16 protein-coding genes are annotated in these 16875 nt (G+C 64.0%); 6 read left to right on the top strand and 10 right to left on the bottom strand.

All coding sequences use genetic code 11. The features are described from left to right. Nucleotides 1-23: 23 nt before the first annotated feature. The 3 genes from AB0J29_RS24480 to AB0J29_RS24490 all read right to left on the bottom strand — a co-directional run bounded on the left by AB0J29_RS24480 (nucleotide 24) and on the right by AB0J29_RS24490 (nucleotide 4015). The gene (locus tag AB0J29_RS24480) at nucleotides 24-1715 is read right to left on the bottom strand and encodes an FAD-dependent oxidoreductase (protein ID WP_364790521.1); all 1692 of its coding nucleotides are present in this window, start codon (nucleotides 1713-1715) and stop codon (nucleotides 24-26) included. Between the two features lie 120 nt (nucleotides 1716-1835). Then, on the bottom strand, nucleotides 1836-2600 hold the full coding sequence (locus AB0J29_RS24485; RefSeq protein ID WP_364790524.1) for a class II aldolase/adducin family protein: 765 nt from the start codon (nucleotides 2598-2600) through the stop codon (nucleotides 1836-1838). A gap of 83 nt (nucleotides 2601-2683) precedes the next feature. Further along, the gene (locus tag AB0J29_RS24490; protein ID WP_364790527.1) at nucleotides 2684-4015 is read right to left on the bottom strand and encodes an MFS transporter; all 1332 of its coding nucleotides are present in this window, start codon (nucleotides 4013-4015) and stop codon (nucleotides 2684-2686) included. Between the two features lie 196 nt (nucleotides 4016-4211). Between AB0J29_RS24490 and AB0J29_RS24495 the strand changes: the two genes are divergently transcribed. Next, a complete protein-coding gene (locus tag AB0J29_RS24495) occupies nucleotides 4212-5450 on the top strand; it encodes an alpha-hydroxy acid oxidase (RefSeq protein WP_364790530.1) in 1239 nt (412 codons plus the stop codon). A 576-nt stretch (nucleotides 5451-6026) separates the two neighbouring features. Here AB0J29_RS24495 and AB0J29_RS24500 read toward each other — a convergent pair. Then, nucleotides 6027-6407 carry a hypothetical protein gene (locus tag AB0J29_RS24500; RefSeq protein WP_364790533.1) on the bottom strand — a complete coding sequence of 127 codons (381 nt, stop codon included), beginning with the start codon at nucleotides 6405-6407 and terminating at the stop codon, nucleotides 6027-6029. Nucleotides 6408-6704: 297 nt separating this feature from the next. Between AB0J29_RS24500 and AB0J29_RS24505 the strand changes: the two genes are divergently transcribed. After that, nucleotides 6705-7148, top strand: coding sequence for a pyridoxamine 5'-phosphate oxidase (locus AB0J29_RS24505; RefSeq protein WP_364790536.1), 444 nt, complete (start codon nucleotides 6705-6707; stop codon nucleotides 7146-7148). Nucleotides 7149-7209: 61 nt separating this feature from the next. Here the strand turns inward: AB0J29_RS24505 and AB0J29_RS24510 are convergent, their stop codons facing one another. Both AB0J29_RS24510 and AB0J29_RS24515 read right to left on the bottom strand, forming a co-directional pair. After that, complete coding sequence (locus tag AB0J29_RS24510) at nucleotides 7210-8490, bottom strand: GNAT family N-acetyltransferase (protein WP_364790539.1); 1281 nt, start codon at nucleotides 8488-8490, stop codon at nucleotides 7210-7212. A 588-nt stretch (nucleotides 8491-9078) separates the two neighbouring features. Then, nucleotides 9079-9780, bottom strand: coding sequence for a hypothetical protein (locus AB0J29_RS24515; protein WP_364790543.1), 702 nt, complete (start codon nucleotides 9778-9780; stop codon nucleotides 9079-9081). 903 nt (nucleotides 9781-10683) lie between these two features. Here AB0J29_RS24515 and AB0J29_RS24520 point away from each other — a divergent pair. Continuing rightward, nucleotides 10684-10986: a hypothetical protein gene (locus AB0J29_RS24520; protein ID WP_364790731.1), complete on the top strand. Its 303-nt coding sequence runs from the start codon at nucleotides 10684-10686 to the stop codon at nucleotides 10984-10986. Here AB0J29_RS24520 and AB0J29_RS24525 read toward each other — a convergent pair. From AB0J29_RS24525 to AB0J29_RS24535, 3 genes are all read right to left on the bottom strand, one after another. Continuing rightward, nucleotides 10967-11863: an IclR family transcriptional regulator gene (locus tag AB0J29_RS24525; protein WP_364790546.1), complete on the bottom strand. Its 897-nt coding sequence runs from the start codon at nucleotides 11861-11863 to the stop codon at nucleotides 10967-10969. The genes AB0J29_RS24520 and AB0J29_RS24525 overlap by 20 nt on opposite strands. A 366-nt stretch (nucleotides 11864-12229) precedes the next feature. Next, complete coding sequence (locus AB0J29_RS24530) at nucleotides 12230-12973, bottom strand: IclR family transcriptional regulator (RefSeq protein WP_364790549.1); 744 nt, start codon at nucleotides 12971-12973, stop codon at nucleotides 12230-12232. A gap of 359 nt (nucleotides 12974-13332) precedes the next feature. After that, nucleotides 13333-14193 carry a helix-turn-helix transcriptional regulator gene (locus AB0J29_RS24535; RefSeq protein WP_364790552.1) on the bottom strand — a complete coding sequence of 287 codons (861 nt, stop codon included), beginning with the start codon at nucleotides 14191-14193 and terminating at the stop codon, nucleotides 13333-13335. A gap of 267 nt (nucleotides 14194-14460) precedes the next feature. On the opposite strand from AB0J29_RS24535, the gene AB0J29_RS24540 reads away from it, so the two are divergent. Together AB0J29_RS24540 and AB0J29_RS24545 are read left to right on the top strand one after the other, a co-directional pair. Further along, nucleotides 14461-14940 (top strand): aldehyde dehydrogenase family protein, encoded by a 480-nt coding sequence (locus AB0J29_RS24540; protein WP_364790555.1) that lies wholly within the window; start codon nucleotides 14461-14463, stop codon nucleotides 14938-14940. Continuing rightward, nucleotides 14937-15749: a nuclear transport factor 2 family protein gene (locus tag AB0J29_RS24545; protein ID WP_364790558.1), complete on the top strand. Its 813-nt coding sequence runs from the start codon at nucleotides 14937-14939 to the stop codon at nucleotides 15747-15749. Before AB0J29_RS24540 ends, AB0J29_RS24545 begins: the two co-directional genes overlap by 4 nt. A 94-nt stretch (nucleotides 15750-15843) precedes the next feature. Here AB0J29_RS24545 and AB0J29_RS24550 read toward each other — a convergent pair whose 3' ends face one another. Next, the gene (locus AB0J29_RS24550; protein WP_364790561.1) at nucleotides 15844-16293 is read right to left on the bottom strand and encodes a hypothetical protein; all 450 of its coding nucleotides are present in this window, start codon (nucleotides 16291-16293) and stop codon (nucleotides 15844-15846) included. A gap of 220 nt (nucleotides 16294-16513) precedes the next feature. On the opposite strand from AB0J29_RS24550, the gene AB0J29_RS24555 reads away from it, so the two are divergent. Continuing rightward, nucleotides 16514-16858, top strand: coding sequence for a CAP family protein (locus tag AB0J29_RS24555; RefSeq protein ID WP_364790564.1), 345 nt, complete (start codon nucleotides 16514-16516; stop codon nucleotides 16856-16858). The last annotated feature ends 17 nt before the right edge of the window (nucleotides 16859-16875 follow it).

Consider the following 16875-nt stretch of genomic DNA (forward strand, 5'->3'; position numbering starts at 1 on the left):
TGCAGGTGTCGGGTCGTCGTGTTTCAGGCCCGCACCGCATCCGCAGTCGCGCGAGACATCCGCTCTGGACTGGCCCCGTGGCCGCCACGCAGCATTTCGATGAGTGCACCCGGGTCGGACGGCAGGTCATTGCCCCGCCACGCGATGTGCTGGTCTTCGCGGCAGATGACAAAGCGGTGCTGGTAGACCTCCGGCGCACAACCGATGGGAATCTCGACCACTTCGAGTGGCACCCCGCTGCTCGCCGCTGCTTCGACCACCGGCTCGGCCTCGCTGCGGGCGCCGAAGCACAGCAGCGTGTAGCCGCGGCCGAAGGTGTCGTACAGCGAGACATCGCCCTCCAGCCAGAAATGCGGGGCCCGGCAGCCCGGCACAGTGGACGGCGTGTAGTCGCCCATGGTGTAGGCGGGCGGCACATCGCCGTCGTAGCTGATGATCGGCGAATTGTTGTAGCTGTAGCCGAAGTTGAGGCCCGCGGCGGCGAACTGCTGGACGTTCAGGTCGTAGACAGCTCGCCCCAGGGAATCACGCGCCTTCCGGCCCTGTTCGGTCGCGTCTTCGATTTCGGCCGGGACGTCGGACTGAGCGACCTTGCGTTGATGAGCCATCGCGAATTTGGAGACCTGCTCGGTGATCGACAGCCGCTCGGATTCGTAGGCGTCCAGGATCGCGTGGTCGGCCCATCCACCGAGGTAGGCCCCCATTACCCAGGTCAGGTTCAACACGTCGGCGATGCCGGCGTTCATGCCATAGCCGGCATAGGGAACCCAGAGGTGGCAGGCGTCGCCCGCGATGAACACGTTGCCGTCGCGGAACTTGTCGGCCACCAACCGACGCGCAACCCAGTCCTCCTTCGACATGATGTCGTAGTGGAACGAATCGTCCACTCCCAGGATTGTCCGAATCGCCCGGTCGCGGTCCACCGACTCCCGTTCGTGTTCCTCGTGGGTCAGGTAGTTGTGGACAAGGAAGACCTCTTCACCGTCGATGGAGTAGATGTGTCCGTTGCGTCGCGGGTTGAGTGTGTAGTAGCCCCAGGCCTTCTCGCCGGACATGACGCTGTGGAGGTCTTTCGCCCGGATGCATGTGGACTGGACGTATTGCAGGACCGGATCACCGGAGAGCTTCGCGCCGATCTGCTTGCGGACCATCGACCGACCACCGTCGGCGCCGATGAGAAAGCGCGCGCGGATCACACGCCGGTTCGTGCCATCCAGATCCGACACAGCGACCTCGACGCCGTTGATGCTCTGATCGAACTCGTGATAGAGCGTTTCGTTGAGCAGAGTGACATGAGGCAGTTCCGAGGCGTGGCGCATCAGAATCGGTTCCAGGAAGGTCTGGTTGATGCGATGCGGTGGCTCCGGCGTCGCCCAGGAGGTATCGGGGCCGTCGGTCGAGGTGTATCTGAATTGGCGCGCCGGAATCTGGATCCGGGTCAATTCTTGGCCGGTCATGGTGGTGCGGAAGGAGACGTCGTGCGGATGGTCGCCAGGCAGGCCGGCGTTGCGGACCTGTTGCACGATCCCGAGTCGCCGGAAGCGCTCCATGGTTCGGGCGGATACATGGTTGCATTTGACGTTCGGGGGCTCGAGGAACCGGCGCTTCTCGATGACGACGGTGGAGATCCCGCGGGCGTCCAGGTCCATTGCCGCGGTGAGTCCAACTGGTCCGGCGCCCACGATGACGACGTCCGTCTCGACGATGTTGTTCATGAAGTACTTTCTGGTGTCCTGTTCGAACCTGCCGTCTGACCGTCGGACGTCCATGTCCGAGCCGACCTCGGTGACCGGCTCAACGGCCGCACGGGACGGCAGGTGCGCGCGGAGGGCTGTTCAGTCGAAGATGTCGGGGTATTTGGCGACGATCCGGTCGTATAGCGGCTGGAAGCAGTTCCATCCGGCACCTGGGGTGCCGATCTCGCTGCGGGTCGCTTCGGCGACCTCGTGACGGATCTGCAGTGGCTTGCCCGCGGCGTAGGCAGCGAGCTGAGCCTGGCATGAGCGTTCCATCGAGATGAACCACCATGCCGCCTCGTCGACGGTGTTGCCGACAGTGAGCAACCCGTGGTTGCGGAGGATTACGGCCTTGCCGTCGCCGAGCGCGTGTGCGATCCGTTTGCCCTCGTCGGGGTCGAATACCAGACCGTTGAATTCTTCGAACACGCCGTGGTCCTGGTAGAAGGCGCAGGCGTCCTGTGTGATCGGCTCGAGACGTTGGTCCAGCGCCGACAGCGTCTTGCCGTAGAGCGAGTGGGAGTGCGCTGCCGCGACAGCATCCGGCCGGGCTTCGTGGATCTGGGAGTGGATAGCGAACGCAGCAATGTTGACAGGTTTGTCTCCCTCGACCACCTTGCCCGCCGAGTCGACCAAGATGAGATCGGATTGTTTGATCAGAGAGAACGACATCCCGAACGGATTGACCCAGAAATGGTCGGTGAGTTCGGGGTCTCGCGCGGTGATATGCCCGGCGACGCCCTCGTTGAACCCGAAATCGGCGAACAGCCGGAACGCCGCGGCCAGACTCTGCTTGCGCCAGGCACGCTCCTCTTCAACCGAATTTGCGACTGGCCGAACCTTGCGTGGCTGCTGATAATCCATCGAAACCTTCTTCATGTTGCCGGCCCTGGAACAAGCCGGCAGATTCGGGTGCACGTTTGCTTTCCTGCGAAATTCACTTACATTCACCGGATTTCGGCGAGGTCTTGCCGTTGCCCATCCGGCGACTTCAGCAGAGCTATGAAGCACACCACCAGTGCCGCGATCCACGCGATGCCCACCAGTGCAACGCTTCCACCTGTCGCTGCGACGATCGCGGCAGCGATGACGGGAGTGAAGCCGGCGCCCAGTGTCGACGCTCCCTGGAAACACAGCGATGCGCCGGTGAACCGGACTTTCGTGGGAAACAGCTCGGCGAGGAACGCCGCCAGCGGCCCCAGGATCGTTCCCTGAATCGCCTGCCCGACCATGATGGCGATGGCAAAGGAAAACGCCGAGCCGCTCTGGACGAGCAACAGCATGGGATAGGCGAACGCTATGGCAGCGATGATCCCCGCGCCCATGATCGGCTTGCGCCCGAGCCGATCACACGCCCGGGCGGAGACGAAGGTGAACAGGAACAACACGATCGCCGACAGTGTCTTCGCGTTCAGAACATCGGTCTTCCCCGCCCCGTTCTGCACGGCGAAGTTGACCGCCCAGACCGCGACCATCCCCGAAATGGTCAGCTGACTGATCGCTACGAGCAGCCCGAGGACAACGTTGCGCGGGTGGCGCGTCAGCACCTCGATGATCGGGATACGCCGCTTCTCCGCTTCGACTTCGAACTGCTGGAACATCGGGCTCTCGGAAATCCTCAGCCGCACGAACATACCGATGCTGATGAGCACCACACTCGCGAGGAACGGAACTCGCCAACCCCAGCTGAAGAACTGCTCGTCCGGCAGCAGACTCGCAAGCAGCATGGCGCCGGCCGCCAACAGCGACCCCGCGGGGGCTCCGAGGTTGGCGAACGAGGCCGCGAAACCTCGCTTACCTCCGGGCGCATGTTCGATGGCAATGAGCATCGCCCCGCCCCACTCGCCGCCCACGGCCAGACCCTGGAGGATCCTGAGCAGGAGCAGCAGCACCACCGCTGTGGGCCCGATCTGTGCGGTGCTCGGCAGAAGGCCGATGGTGACGGTAGCGAAACCGATGGCGAGCATCGAGACGATCAGGGCGCCCTTGCGCCCGACGCGATCACCGAAGTGACCGAAGACGATCCCCCCGAGTGGGCGAGCCGTGTAGCCGGCGGCCAACGTGCCGAAGGCAGCGAACGAGGCCATCGCGGGACTCAGACCATGGAAGAAGATCTTCGGAAAGACAATTGCCGCAGCCGTAGCGTAGAGCAGAAAGTCGTAGAACTCGATAGCGCTACCCAGGAAGCTCGAGGCGAGAATTCGTCTCATCTGCTTCCTGTCGGCGGTATTGCTCTTTACTGCGCCGGGGACAGCGGCGACCCCTGTGTCCATGCTCATATCCCTAACCTGATGTGACTGGAACCTCATCTTGTTCGCCCGGCGTATGTACAGGCAACGACAATTATCTCGATAACTTATTGAGGATCACTAAACAACAGTGGGGTTGGAATCGAGCTGTATAAGGGCACAACTGAATTACCTGTTGAGAAAGTAGTCATTGTCAGGAACCCGGGTGGCCTGCATCGTCGTGCGAATGGCATTACCTCGAAGCCCCCGGCTCACGCGGCGGCTGCCACGGCCTGCGGAACTGGCCCCGCTGTTGAAGTTCAAGTCCCACGACATGAACGCGACGAGACGCCGACTCAGCCGCGTTCACACCATCGATGACCTGCGCAGGCTTGCCCGGCGCCGCACACCTGCCGGACCGTTCGACTATGTCGACGGCGCCGCCGAGCAGGAAGTGAGCCTCGAGCGCGTTAGACGCGCCTTCAGGGAACTCGAGTTCCAGCCGAGAATCCTGCGCGATGTCTCGACCATCGACACCTCGGTCGAAGTTCTCGGTATTCGCGCGAAGCTCCCGTTCGGTCTCGCACCCACGGGTTTCACTCGGATGATGCACACGGCCGGCGAGACCGCTGTAGCGCGCGCAGCCGCCGAATACGGCGTCCCGTACACGCTGTCCAGCTTCGGTACGACCTCTTACGATGCAGTGCAGGAGGCCGCTCCGAACGGTGACAACTGGTTTCAGCTCTACCTGCTCGGTGACCGGGAACGCAGCATCGAGCTCGTCACCGAGGCCGCCGCAGCGGGCTGCACCACCCTCTTCCTGACCGTTGATGTCCCCGTACCCGGGAGGCGCCTACGAGACCTCCGAAACGGGATGACGGTTCCACCTCAACTCACACCGCGAACCCTCCTCAACGCTTCCTACCGGCCGGCGTGGTGGTTCAACTTCCTGACCACTGAACCCCTCAGCTTCGCCTACGGAAGCGGTGACCTCGACAAATCAGCACTGACCGGAATGCTCGACAGCTCGGTCACCTTCGACGATCTCGCGTGGATGCGCGAACACTGGCCCGGCAAACTGGTCGTCAAGGGAATTCAAACCGTCGATGATGCGGTCAAGGCCGTAGACCACGGGGCCGACGCAATCGTCCTGTCCATCCACGGCGGCCGCCAGCTCGACCGGGCACCCGTCCCTCTGCACGTCCTCCCCGCCGTCGCCGCCACCCTCCGGGGCCGGTCATCCATTCTGCTCGACTCAGGGATCACCAACGGTGCCGACATCGTTGCCGCGCTCGCCCTCGGCGCCGACTTCACCTTGGTCGGCAGGGCATACCTGTACGGGTTGATGGCCGCCGGCGAGGCCGGCGTCCGCAAGTGCATCGAGATCCTCGCCTCCGAGGTTGAGTCGACAATGGCGCTGATCGGAGCCAAGAGCGTCGATGAACTATGCCCGGAACACGTGAAGTTGCTACCGAACGCGCAGTAACGCACAACATGGTCCGGTACGGCGAACATTCAGCTTCCGGATCGGCCGATAGGCACACGAGGAGAACGCAACTGCAGAGCGGAAGTGAACGGCCGGATCCTGATGAGGGGGTTCCGGCCGTTCACCACACTTTCGTTCCATAGGGCCGAGGCCGTCGTCGGCACAAACGGTGAAACCGATCTTTGGCCAGCAGCCCGGACGGGGTGAGCGTCCCACCGAAGTGGATCGACATGCACTGGCTGGATTCAAGCGATCGTCGCGATACCAGCCTGATGGACGGTAGATATTCGTTGAACGCAGAGCGGATGGCCCACATTCGCGCAGCCGGCGCCGCCGATGGCGGCGGCGCCGGCTGGTACAGCGGCTCAGCGATCGTCTGCGACGAGCAGCAGGTACGCCGCCTCCTTGCACAGAACAGCCAAGCGCCGAGCCCTGAACTCCCTACTAGGGCAATATCCATCCGAGCCTGCCGGGCTCATGGTCCTAGCTGCAGCGATGTCCGCCGGCGAAGTACGTGGGCGTCGCTGACACGGGCAGCTCACCTATTGCGCTGCCATCCAAATCAAAGCTCCGCACTCAGGTGCCCAGCGCGGTTGTGGGGACACCGTAGGGCAGGAACCGCACGCGACGGCGTTCGTCGGTATTGTCGCGATGCGCGCGCAAGGCCTCGAGCTCGCTCGGAAAAACCTGCTCGACCCTTGCCTCGCCGACGTCATCGATGCTGTAGATGACCCACACTCCACTGCCGGTCTCGCCGGTGGTCTCGCCCTCCGGTTCCGGTGGCCGCGTGCGCTCCGGCTGAACAAATTGACCCAGCAGCGACGCCAGCGTACTCACGCTTGTGCGATCGATGTATTCGGCGGCCTTTCCGAGGAGGTCACGGAATTCGATCCCCGCCTCCCGCAACGCCCGTTCGAATTCTTCCGGATCGATCCCAAAAGGCCCATCAGGTGCCATCACATTGCTCCTGGAGTCGAATTCGCGGCTACGCCTTCAGTGTCCTCGCGCAATCCCGCCTTCGCCACGTCCGGCAAGATCACGGTCCGACGCGGCGAACTCGTCCGCTATGCCAGGCCGCGTGTCGACCGGACAGTGACGTGTCGGGTGTGATCGCAGTGCCGCCCCGGCGGCGGTAGGAGACCTGCCCGGCAGCTTTCGCCCAGGCTCGGAGATAGACCTCGGCGACGTAATGCGGTTGCACGGATGGGCGGCGGCAGGCGGGTATGGTCCGCCCGCGGCCCGTAGACTTCGGCCGTGAGCGATATCGCGGATTTCGCTCGGCTGATCGCCGGCGATCACGGCCTTTGTGTCGTCTCGACCGCGCGGGCCGATGGCACTGTGCAGTCCTCGCTCGTCAACGCGGGTGTGTTGGCGCACCCGCAGACCGGCGAGCCCGTGGTGGGCATGGTCGTCCGGGGTGGTACGCGCAAATTGGACAATCTCCGTGTTCGGGCGCGGATGACGGTTGTCGTCCGTGTCGGTTGGGCGTGGGCGGCCGTTGAGGGATCGGTGTGGATCGCGGGTCCCGACGACCCCGTGCCGGACATCGACGCCGAACGGCTGCGGCAGTTGCTGCGGGAGGTTTTCACTGCGGCGGGTGGCACGCACGACGACTGGGACGAATATGACCGGGTCATGGCTGCCGAGCGCCGCGCAGTCGTTCTCGTCATCCCGGATCGCATCTACGGCAACGGCTGAGGCAGCGAACGGACAGGCGGCTATGCACCGACTCGGAGTGAACCGAATGTAAGGCCGGATCTCACAGTCGGGTGTAGTTCGCTTGGTCCTGCTCGAACGCCGTCAGAATCCGCGGTGTCAACGTCAGACGGGTGTTGGTGATCGCGGTCAGGTAGTCATCGACGTCGGCGGGTTCGCTCGTTTCCTCACGCATCGCGCGTTCGAACGCCGACTGGGCCCCGGCACGGGCGGCGTACTCGATGTCCGCGGGGGTGAAGTGGACTGTGGAACGGACCAGGTGGTCGAGGTCGATAGTCTCGGCTGCGGGGCCGAGGTAGCGCTGCCAGATCGCTTTGCGCGCGGGCTCATCGGGCGGACCGATCGGTATCACGTAGTCGAAGCGGCCCGGCCGCAGGAACGCCGAATCCAGCGAGCGGACCGAGTTGGTGGCGCAGATCAGCAAGCGGCTGTAGTCCTCCCGGAAGACGGGAATCAGCTTGAGTAGTTCGTTCGTCACACCATGCGCCGGACTGGTCGCCGTCCCCTCACGCGCACCGGCGATCTCCTCCACCTCATCGATGAACAACAGCAGTTCGTCGAGTTCGCCCAACTCCGCGAACACCTCACGTAGTGACGCCGCGAGCCCACCGCTCGCCGTCGCGGCCAGCCGAGACGGGAACAACTCCACGAATGGCCACCCGAGCCGTGAGGCGACCGCTTTCGCGAAGCTGGTCTTTCCGGTGCCCGGCGGCCCGAACAAAATCACGCTCTTGGGTGGCCGAACCCGATAACGCTCGGCGACATCGGGGTTTGCCAACGGCAGCACGATCCGTCGTTCGATGATCTCTTTCTCCCGGTCCATCCCGGCCATCGACTGCCATAACCCGGGTGGCAGCAGCCGCCCGCCCAGCTCGTTCAGCAAACTGGCCTGGGCGGGTGCCAGCGGCTCGACCAGTTCGTAGTAGACGAGACCGGTCCTGCGTACGTATCCGGAATGCTCGAACGCGACCGATCCGGTGGCGCCCTCGGGGACGAGCGCGCAGATCTGCCGCACGCCATCCGCGCGCAGCCGCCGCTCCAGTTCGGTCAGCAACGCACTGCCGATACCGCGCCGTCGCCACTGCGTCCCCAGCGCCACCAGCAGGACCCACGCACGCTCGCCCTGGATCTGCGCGACCGCCATACCGACGATCTCCTCGCCGACCTCGGCTACCACCGCTGGCTGCCCAGCACGAGCGGACGCCAGCACCTCCGCCAAAGCGAACACCGGCTCACCTGAACTGGCTATCCGGCTCTGCTCCCAGATCTGAATCGCCTGATCCAGATCAGCGTCACGAAATTCGCGCAGTCGCCATACCGGCATACACACCTCCAACCGCCATCGAAGGGTGGGCGACCCGAACCGCTCCCCCCAGTAAACACCGACAGCACCTGTGAGCAAGCCATTCTCTGAACTCCGCCGGACAGGCGGATCGGCGCCTTCGCGAGCGACGATGCCGCCGTCAGCCGAATCCACTGGCGCGACGGCGCTGGGTGATCTACTGCTCCCGCCCTGACGAAACTGCCCGCCTCCGGCGCGATCGGTCCATCGGGCATTGTCGGTTCGACCTGGTGTCCTGCGGCATGAGCTGTTGGTCTCGCGGGCGGTTGCGCACCGACGCCGAAGTGGTGGGTCTGCCCGCAGCAAATCAGGCAGCCCGTCAAGGCGGCACATGATCGCGGACTCCGACGGCAGGTTACGGCGCGGTGCACCTGCGACGGCGACAGCGGCCCACGTGCCGGCGGTCCGGCCGGTGCGCTGCGTGCTGGCCTCCGGAGCGTGCCCGGCCTCGCCGCAACCGACACGGGCAGGCCGCGATCCCGACCGCCAACAGCCGAAAACCCCGCCCGGCCGCAAGGCCGAACGGGGTCCGGTGTCCCCAGCGAACGCCACTGGGATCTTCCCCACTACCTACTTCGCCGGTGCCACCGGCGGCGCGGAGATAGTGGCGAAGTACTGAATGGCCGCACCAATGGCAACCGGGCCGGTCACCAACAGCTGACCCGCAATGGTGCCCAGCGCACCGACCGCGGCGATTCCCACCAGGCAGCCCACGGCCGCCGCCGGGATGAACGGACCGAACAGACCAGCGATAGTGCCCGCGGCGATGGTCGCACCCGCGATACCACCGAGCACACAACCGACCGCCCCGCCACCGATACCACCGACCAGGGTGCCGATCGTGGCACCCATCGAAATGGTGCTCGTCATCCGGGACCAAGCAGCCTGCTCACGGTCGTAATCGGTCTTCCACGGCGCCTTGTCCTCGAACGGCAACGCGACCGGCTTGTAGCTCGCGTGCGCCATGTCGAACTGCGGGGTCAACGTCGCGGTCCGATCAGCGATATCCGCCGCGATCGGGAACTCGAAGTCATCGACCCGGAACGTCAGCGGCATACCCGCCAGCGTGGTGCCGCCCACGGACTTGATCTTGAAAATACCCTCCTCCACGACCATCGAACCCGCATCGGTGGTGACGATCGACTGGGTATCGGTCGCATTGGCCGTGAAACCGACCGCACCGTCCTCAACACCAGGCTCCGCGCCCGCCGAACCGGACGCGATACCGACCGCGGCCACCAAACCCGCGGCCAACGAAACGATTTTCCTCATCTTTGTTTCTTTCCTCTCGGCTGTCTCAAGAAGGTCGGGCGCGCCGAGGACGCCGCATGCCGGACACAGATCGCGCCGACGGGTCTCTTACTGGACGGTGTGCCGTGTGGCCTGGTGCAAGACCTGATCGGTCGCACTGAATCGCGGAAGCGCATGCGGTGCGGTCATGCGTCGTCGCGGACTTCGTGGCAGGCGGCCGCACGCCCGGTTGGCAACCGTGCCGCAACCACTACGATCTGCGCGAACTCTCCCGTCGATGGGCTGGGTCATCGGCGTGCCTCCGTCAGGTTCGTGCCGCGCCGCTACCGTGCGGCACTTACGTGGCACGGTGCCCTAGGTAACAGTGACGTGTCAAGTCATTCGGTCCGCTCAGCTGACCGATCACGCGCGAACACCCACCGGATTTCGCAGGTGGTTTGCTCACCGAACCTCATTCGTGTCCCAGATCGGCCAATGGGTCGATACCGACTCGTCAACAAACCTGTTCGAACGTCACTTCTGCACATCGAGGTACGTACTCGATGCCCCAGCAACCCGGACTCCCGGCCGCGCTCCTCCGACCAACCGTGTCGGAGGGAATCGCGACGATCACTATCGACCGTCCGCCAGCTAACGCCTTCGACCCCTCGTTGATCACGGAATTCCTGAGCGTTCTTCCGCCGCTCGTCGACGAGTTGGAGGTCCGCAGCCTACGTCGCGGCGGATTCGCCGAAGGATATCCGGGTGACCCGACCACCGGAGGGCTCTTGGCTGCACACCGGAGACCGGGTGATCCGCGGATCCGACGGCTGGTTCCGATTCGTGGATCGCACCAACGACGTGATCCGCCGACGCGGCGAAAACATCTCGGCGACCGAAGTGGAGTCGGTACTGTCCCAGCACCCCGGCGTCGGGCGGGTGGCGGTGGTCCCGGTGCCATCCACCCTCGCCGAGGACGAGGTCATGGCGGCGGTCGTGCCTGGGACGGAATCACCCTTGATCCCGCCGATCTGTTGCGCTTCGCCGAGCAGAACCTGGCCTACTTCGCACTTCCCGCTACATCGACCGGGTGGCGGAGCTCCCGCTCACCGAGACGGGGAAGGTACGGAAGCAGGAACTGCGCTTCCGCGGTGTTCGGCCGGACACCTGGGATGCCTCGCGGCAAGGGTTCCGACCGATGCGAGATCGATGACCTCTCGGGCCGGGGCTATCGTCCGCACCTGTTGAAGGAACACATCGCCGCGCTGTACGCGCCGTCACCACCAGCGACGTTGCCCGGCGAATGGGTGCATCGCATCGCATGCAGGGTTCGGGTGATTCCGACGCCGGCAGTTCGGAGAGCGCCGGTGATCCGACTGACATTGAGCCGGGCGGTGGGCGCCGTGACCGATAGCGCGCCCGCCAGCACCCGAGGGCCACTGAACACCGGGACGGCAACGCTCATGTAGCCGAGTCGGGTCTCCTCGACCTCGACGGCGAGCTGATCCTTGCGCATCCGCTCGAGTTGCTGCCGGAGGACGCTGACGGACATCGTGGTGCGGTTGGTGAGTGCCGTGAACCCCTGCTCGACGACCTCGTCGAAAACGGACTGGGGCGAAAACGCCAAGATCATCTTGCCGGCGGCCGTGCAGTAGAGCGGCAACCTGCCTGCCACACGCGACTGCTGGTCTAGTCCGCGATGCCCGACGATCTTCTCGATGTAGAGCACGTCGATACCGTCGCGAACCGCGAAGTGCACCGTCTCCTGCGTGGCCAGGAGGAGATCCTCCATGTATGGCAGTGCCGCGTCGCGCAGGATTCGCTGCCGGGGCACCAGCTGACCGAGCTCGAACAGTCGCAGCCCGAGCCGATACTTCGTTCCCGCTCGTTCGAGTAGGCCCCACTCCACCAGCTCTCCGGCCAGCCGGTGCACCGACGCCTTCGCGACGCCGGTGCGTCGGGCGAGTTCCGTCAGTGACAGGTCGCTGCGCTCGCTGTCGAAGGCATCGAGAATCAGGCGGGCCTTGCCCAGAACGGAGGACATGTCCCCGCCCGCCTGCTGACCGGCCGAGTTGATGGGTACTACCGGTCCGAGTCCACCGGATCCTCGGGTAGCTGTCGTCAAGGGGTGCCTCCTGGTGGGTCGGGCGAGCAGTAGGATCGCTCCACATGTGCTGAGGAGCGGTGCGCTCGCCTGATGTTGCGACGCTACGGGACCGGTGCGACGAGAGACACGTCACATGGTCCGGTCAACGGACCCGTTCCGCAGCGTCTACATTCGACTGCTCGACCTCGATGGATGCCAGAAAGTCCCGCACCACCGATGCCACCGCCGCTGCTTCGCACCGCAGCGCTGGCGCCGAAACCCACCATGTCCATTGCGATCACCGGGAACACCAGCCTTGCCGTGGCAGTGGCGATGACGGCGTCGCGACGCTTGGGTTCTTCGCACTGGCGATGGCCGGCCGGCGGCGTTCGCACACAACGTGCCTTACGCCGAACGCCCGAGAGAGCTCAGTGTCCGGTTGATCCCGAGACCCGCGGACTTCAGCGGACCGGACACCCTGCCGAGGTTCATCCGGTCGGTAGAGGTGGACAGTCCGACCGCTCCCACCAGCACCGAATGGTGGTCGAACACCGGTACTGCCGCACTGACCACGCCGAGCAGCAATTCCTCGGCCTCCACCGCCAGCTTGTTCTGCCGGACGGTGTCGAGCTGGCGGTACAGATGCGCCGCCGATGCGACCGTTCGTCGAGTGATCGAGGGAAGCCCGTTACCAACCACCTGCTCGACAACATCCCCAGCAGAAAACGCGAGAATCGCCTTGCCCGTCGCCGTCGCATACAGCGGCAGCCGCCCCGCGACACGCGACGGTATCTCGACCGCGCCGTGCCCGGAGATCTTGTCGATGTAGAGCACGTCGAAGCCATCCCGGATCGCGAAATGAACCGTCGCGGTCGTCGCAGCATGGAGTTCCTGCAGGTACGGCAGCGCTGCGTCCCGGAGTACTCGTCGCGCAGGCACCAACTGCCCCAGCTCGAACAGTCGCATGCCAAGGCTGTACTTCGTCCCGATGCGCTCGAGGACACCCCACTCGACCAGGGCGCTCGCCAACCGATGCGTCGTGGCCTTGGCGACTCCGCTTCGCTGGGCCAGCTCAGTGAGCGATAACGCCCCCGAATCCGCATCGAAGGCTTCGAGCAGCAACCGCGCCTTGCCCAGTACCGATTGCATCGTCGAACGCCTCCAAAACACCCAGGCGGTCCACTCACCGGACCAGGACTGCTCACCATACCTTCGTGCTGTCCCCGGACCTGCGCCTACATCTAGGTTTGCGTGTCGAAGTGAATCGAGGGGTGGCACCGCTGCGCCGTGTCACCTCTCGACCTGAGAAGTCGATCCGCACAGCGGATTTCACAACAACAGCGCAGCGGCTGGGGAATGGTCTCGCTATCTACCCGCTCCAGCGACGTCGTCGTTGGTCGCGATGCGCTTCGCGTCGAGCGCGGCGGACCGTTGCGGCGTCAGCCGCGGCAGCGCAAGATCTCGATGCCACCAACCGCACGGCGGACACACGAAAACCGTGGAATCACCTATACCAATGGCCGGCCGTCACCCTGCGACGCCATCGCCGCCAAGGGCGGCGACGGTTGGCTCGTCGGACCGATCGTGGCACGGAGCGCTGCCGCTGTCGCCGCGTCGGCCGGAAAGAACGATTCGATCGCGAACTCCGCCACCGTGATGTCGAAAGCGGTGCTGAAGGTGGCGATCGTGGCGTGGAACGCCAATTCTCCGCGGCTGGTTCGCAGGCGCAGCGAGGTAGCGATATCGAGTGGACCACTGAGCGGGTCGTGCGAGGGATCCGGCCCGGGGTACTGGCTTATCTCCGCTATCAGTTCGCGGGCCGAAGTGCTGCCGGTGGCAGCGAGATCGCGATGCAAGCGGGCAAGAAGATTGGCGTGGACCGTTTCGAAGTTGAGCAAACGTGGCGCCAGCCCTTCCGGATGTAGACAGGCGCGCACCACATTCAGCCGCGGAGACAGCAGATGGGGCGGGAGATCTTCGACGAACACCTCGACGCTGCGGTTGGCGGCGATCACATCGTAGTTCCGGTTGATGACGAACGCCGGATAGGGCTCATGTCCGTTGAGTATGAGTTCGAGCGTTTCTCGGATCGAGGCCAGTTGCGGATCGTCGATCGTGCGTTCGGCATACATCGGCGCATACCCGGCGGCCAAGAGCAGGTCATTGCGATGACGCAGCGGAAGATCGAGTGCGGTGGCCAGCCGGACGATGGTGCGGCGGCTCGGCTGTGACCGCCCGTTTTCCAGGAAGCTCAGGTGTCGCTGCGACAGCTCCGACCGGAGAGCCAGCTCCTCTTGGCTCAGATGATGGTGCATACGCCACTCGCGAATGAGCCCGCCCACTGTTTGCTGCGGTGCGATGGGCGCCATGACGACATGGTACTCATGGCAGCTCGGGCTCGACCAGTCATCACGGCCATTACTTCGATGAGATACATCGCTCGGTGCGCATTCTCGCCGCATGCGTCGCTTTTCCACAGGAGTGGAGTTGGGATCGGAGGGTGCGGAACGGCCCAGGACGATGCGGGCCGCCGGGGCGTTGGATCGCAGATATTACATACCAGGTAATAGACAGCATTATCTTTGTCTGGGAGTGTGTCCGTCATCACTGGCCGACAATGAAGAAGGAGGCTGGCCGTGGTTGTCGACGCTGCCGTCGTTTCGGATCGACGTGGCTCACCAGAGATTGATTTCCATCGCGACTACCTGATGACGATCGGCGGGCAGCTCTGCGGGGCGCCCACTACATTCGGATCGTTCAATCCGGCCGACAGGACCCACATCGCACGGGTGCCGGATGCGTCGCGGGAGCAGTTGGATCACGCGATCGATGCGGCGCGCACTGCGTTTCTCGATTGGTCACGGACGCCGCTGGCGGACCGGCAAGCCGCCGTGTCCCGGATCGGCGACCTGATCGAGCAGCATGCCGAGGAATTCATGGCGTTGCTGACGCGCGAGCAGGGCAAGCCGCGGGCCGATGCCGAATTCGAGATCTTCGGATCGCATTCTCGGCAATCGATTTCCATCCGAGCCACAAACATAGGAGACGATCTGATGACCAAAAATCCGCACGTCACCAGTCGAACCTGGATGACCCGAACGGAGGTGTCGGCATGAATCGCAGTGAACTTGCCGCCGCGACAGCGGCGTACGCCGCGGCGAAGAATGCACATGACGCGGATGCCGTCGCCGCGGCCTATGCGCCCGATGGCGTTTACCAGAGCATCGGATTCGGTGAACCGGTCCAGGGCCACGAGCCGCTGAAAGGCTTCTACCAGGCGCTGTTCACCGCGCTTCCCAACTATCACGGCGAATTCGAAGGAATTGCCTACGGCGAGAACACCGCGGTCGCATGGGGACGGTTCGGCGGCACGATCGCCACGGACTTCCTCGGGCTGGGCGCACAGGTCGGTCGGGTCGTCGATATCCCGGTCACCTTTGTATGCACTTTCCGCGACGACGGCCTGCTCATATCCGACGTGGGCTACTTCGATGTCGCGACGTTCTGTGAACAGACCGGAATCCGGCTGGCGTCGGTGCGCCCCACCATCGGTGGCGGATTCATCCCCGGTTATGAAGCGTTCTGGGCGGCTCCGGACCCGGATCTCGTTCCGCAGATCGGTACCAAGGACCTGCGTAGCACCTGGGTCGGCCAGCCGGCCGAGATCGTCGGCATCGGCGCGTACCAAGAACACATCCGCGCGATGACGCAACGCATCCCCGGGCTGAAGGTCGAGGTGGTCGATTTCCTGGCCGAGGACGACACTGTGTTCATAGAGTTCGTTGCCACGGGCACGGTCGGCGGTCAGCCGGTTCGTTTCAAGGGGCTTGATCGCTTCCGCTTCCGCGACGGACGGGTGTGTGACGGTGTCACGATGTACGACGATTCCGTGTTGCGCCGCGCGCTAGAGGCAGGCTTACAGTAGCCGCGCACTCTTGGAATATGCCGATGGCGCGTCCGATACGGGCGCGCCATCAGCCTGACGAATACGCTGGCGCTCGAGCTCAGCATGCTGCGGATCAGTCCTTCCATTGCCGAAAACTCAGTAAGACTCGGAGGAGACCGCTGAACGCATAGGCGGCCGCCCATACCGAAATCACGATGAGAACAACGAACAGCGGTAGCCAGCTGCTCTTGTGATGATCGACGCTCCACCAGACTCCCGTGAACAGAATCGCGCTGATGAACAGCAAGATGTCGCGCCAGCCGCCGCGATAGGAGGCGGCCGCTATGCGCAACGGCCGGTATCGGTGGACGGTGGCGACCAGGTCATCGATGCGGCTATTGATGCTCCGTTGGAGTTCGGCTCGCCGCGCCACGTCCTCCGGAGGTATATGGTCCAGCAGCTCCATATCCTGCTTGATCGCCTTGCGGACATCGGGCCCCTTCAGATATCCCGCCGCCGCACCGAGAGCCATTCCACCGGCAATGGGCGCCAGCCCCAGGGCAAGGTCAGCGACAGCGGCCATGCCTTGGTCTCCTTTCGACCTCGATGTACCTGGTCGTCCTGGACGATCTGTTTGCCAAGCCTCGATCCACCGACGTGATATGCGGTGCAGGTATGCGTCGAAATGACGAAAGCGCCTTCTGAACTCGGATGATTGATCTTCTTCACGCAAAAATCAAGACCAGGACAGGCACTGTCAGTGCGATTGTTTCACATGTTCGCCGCGGAATCGGCGAGGTTCGATGACGACAACCTCGTCGCAGCGGCTGGGCCCTCACCCGGCCAACTCGGGGACCTTCAAGCATTCTGGCGGCCCATACGGCGAGAATCTTTATATGGCTGAGGGGATGGAAGTCACGGGCGCGACAGCAGTCGAAGACTGGTACGCCGAGATCAAGGACTACAACTTCACCGAACCCGGGTTCAGCGACAAGACCGGACACTTCACACAGGTGGTGTGGAAAGGCAGCAAGCAAATCGGGGTCGGCATTGTATGCACCGGATCGACGGCATATGTCGTGGCGAATTACGACCCGCCGGGCAACTATGAAAGCAAGTTTCCCCAGAACGTCCTTTCTCCACACTGACAGCATCGTTTGATCAG

The sequence above is a fragment of the Nocardia sp. NPDC049707 genome (assembly GCF_040674855.1).
GTDB lineage: Bacteria > Actinomycetota > Actinomycetes > Mycobacteriales > Mycobacteriaceae > Nocardia.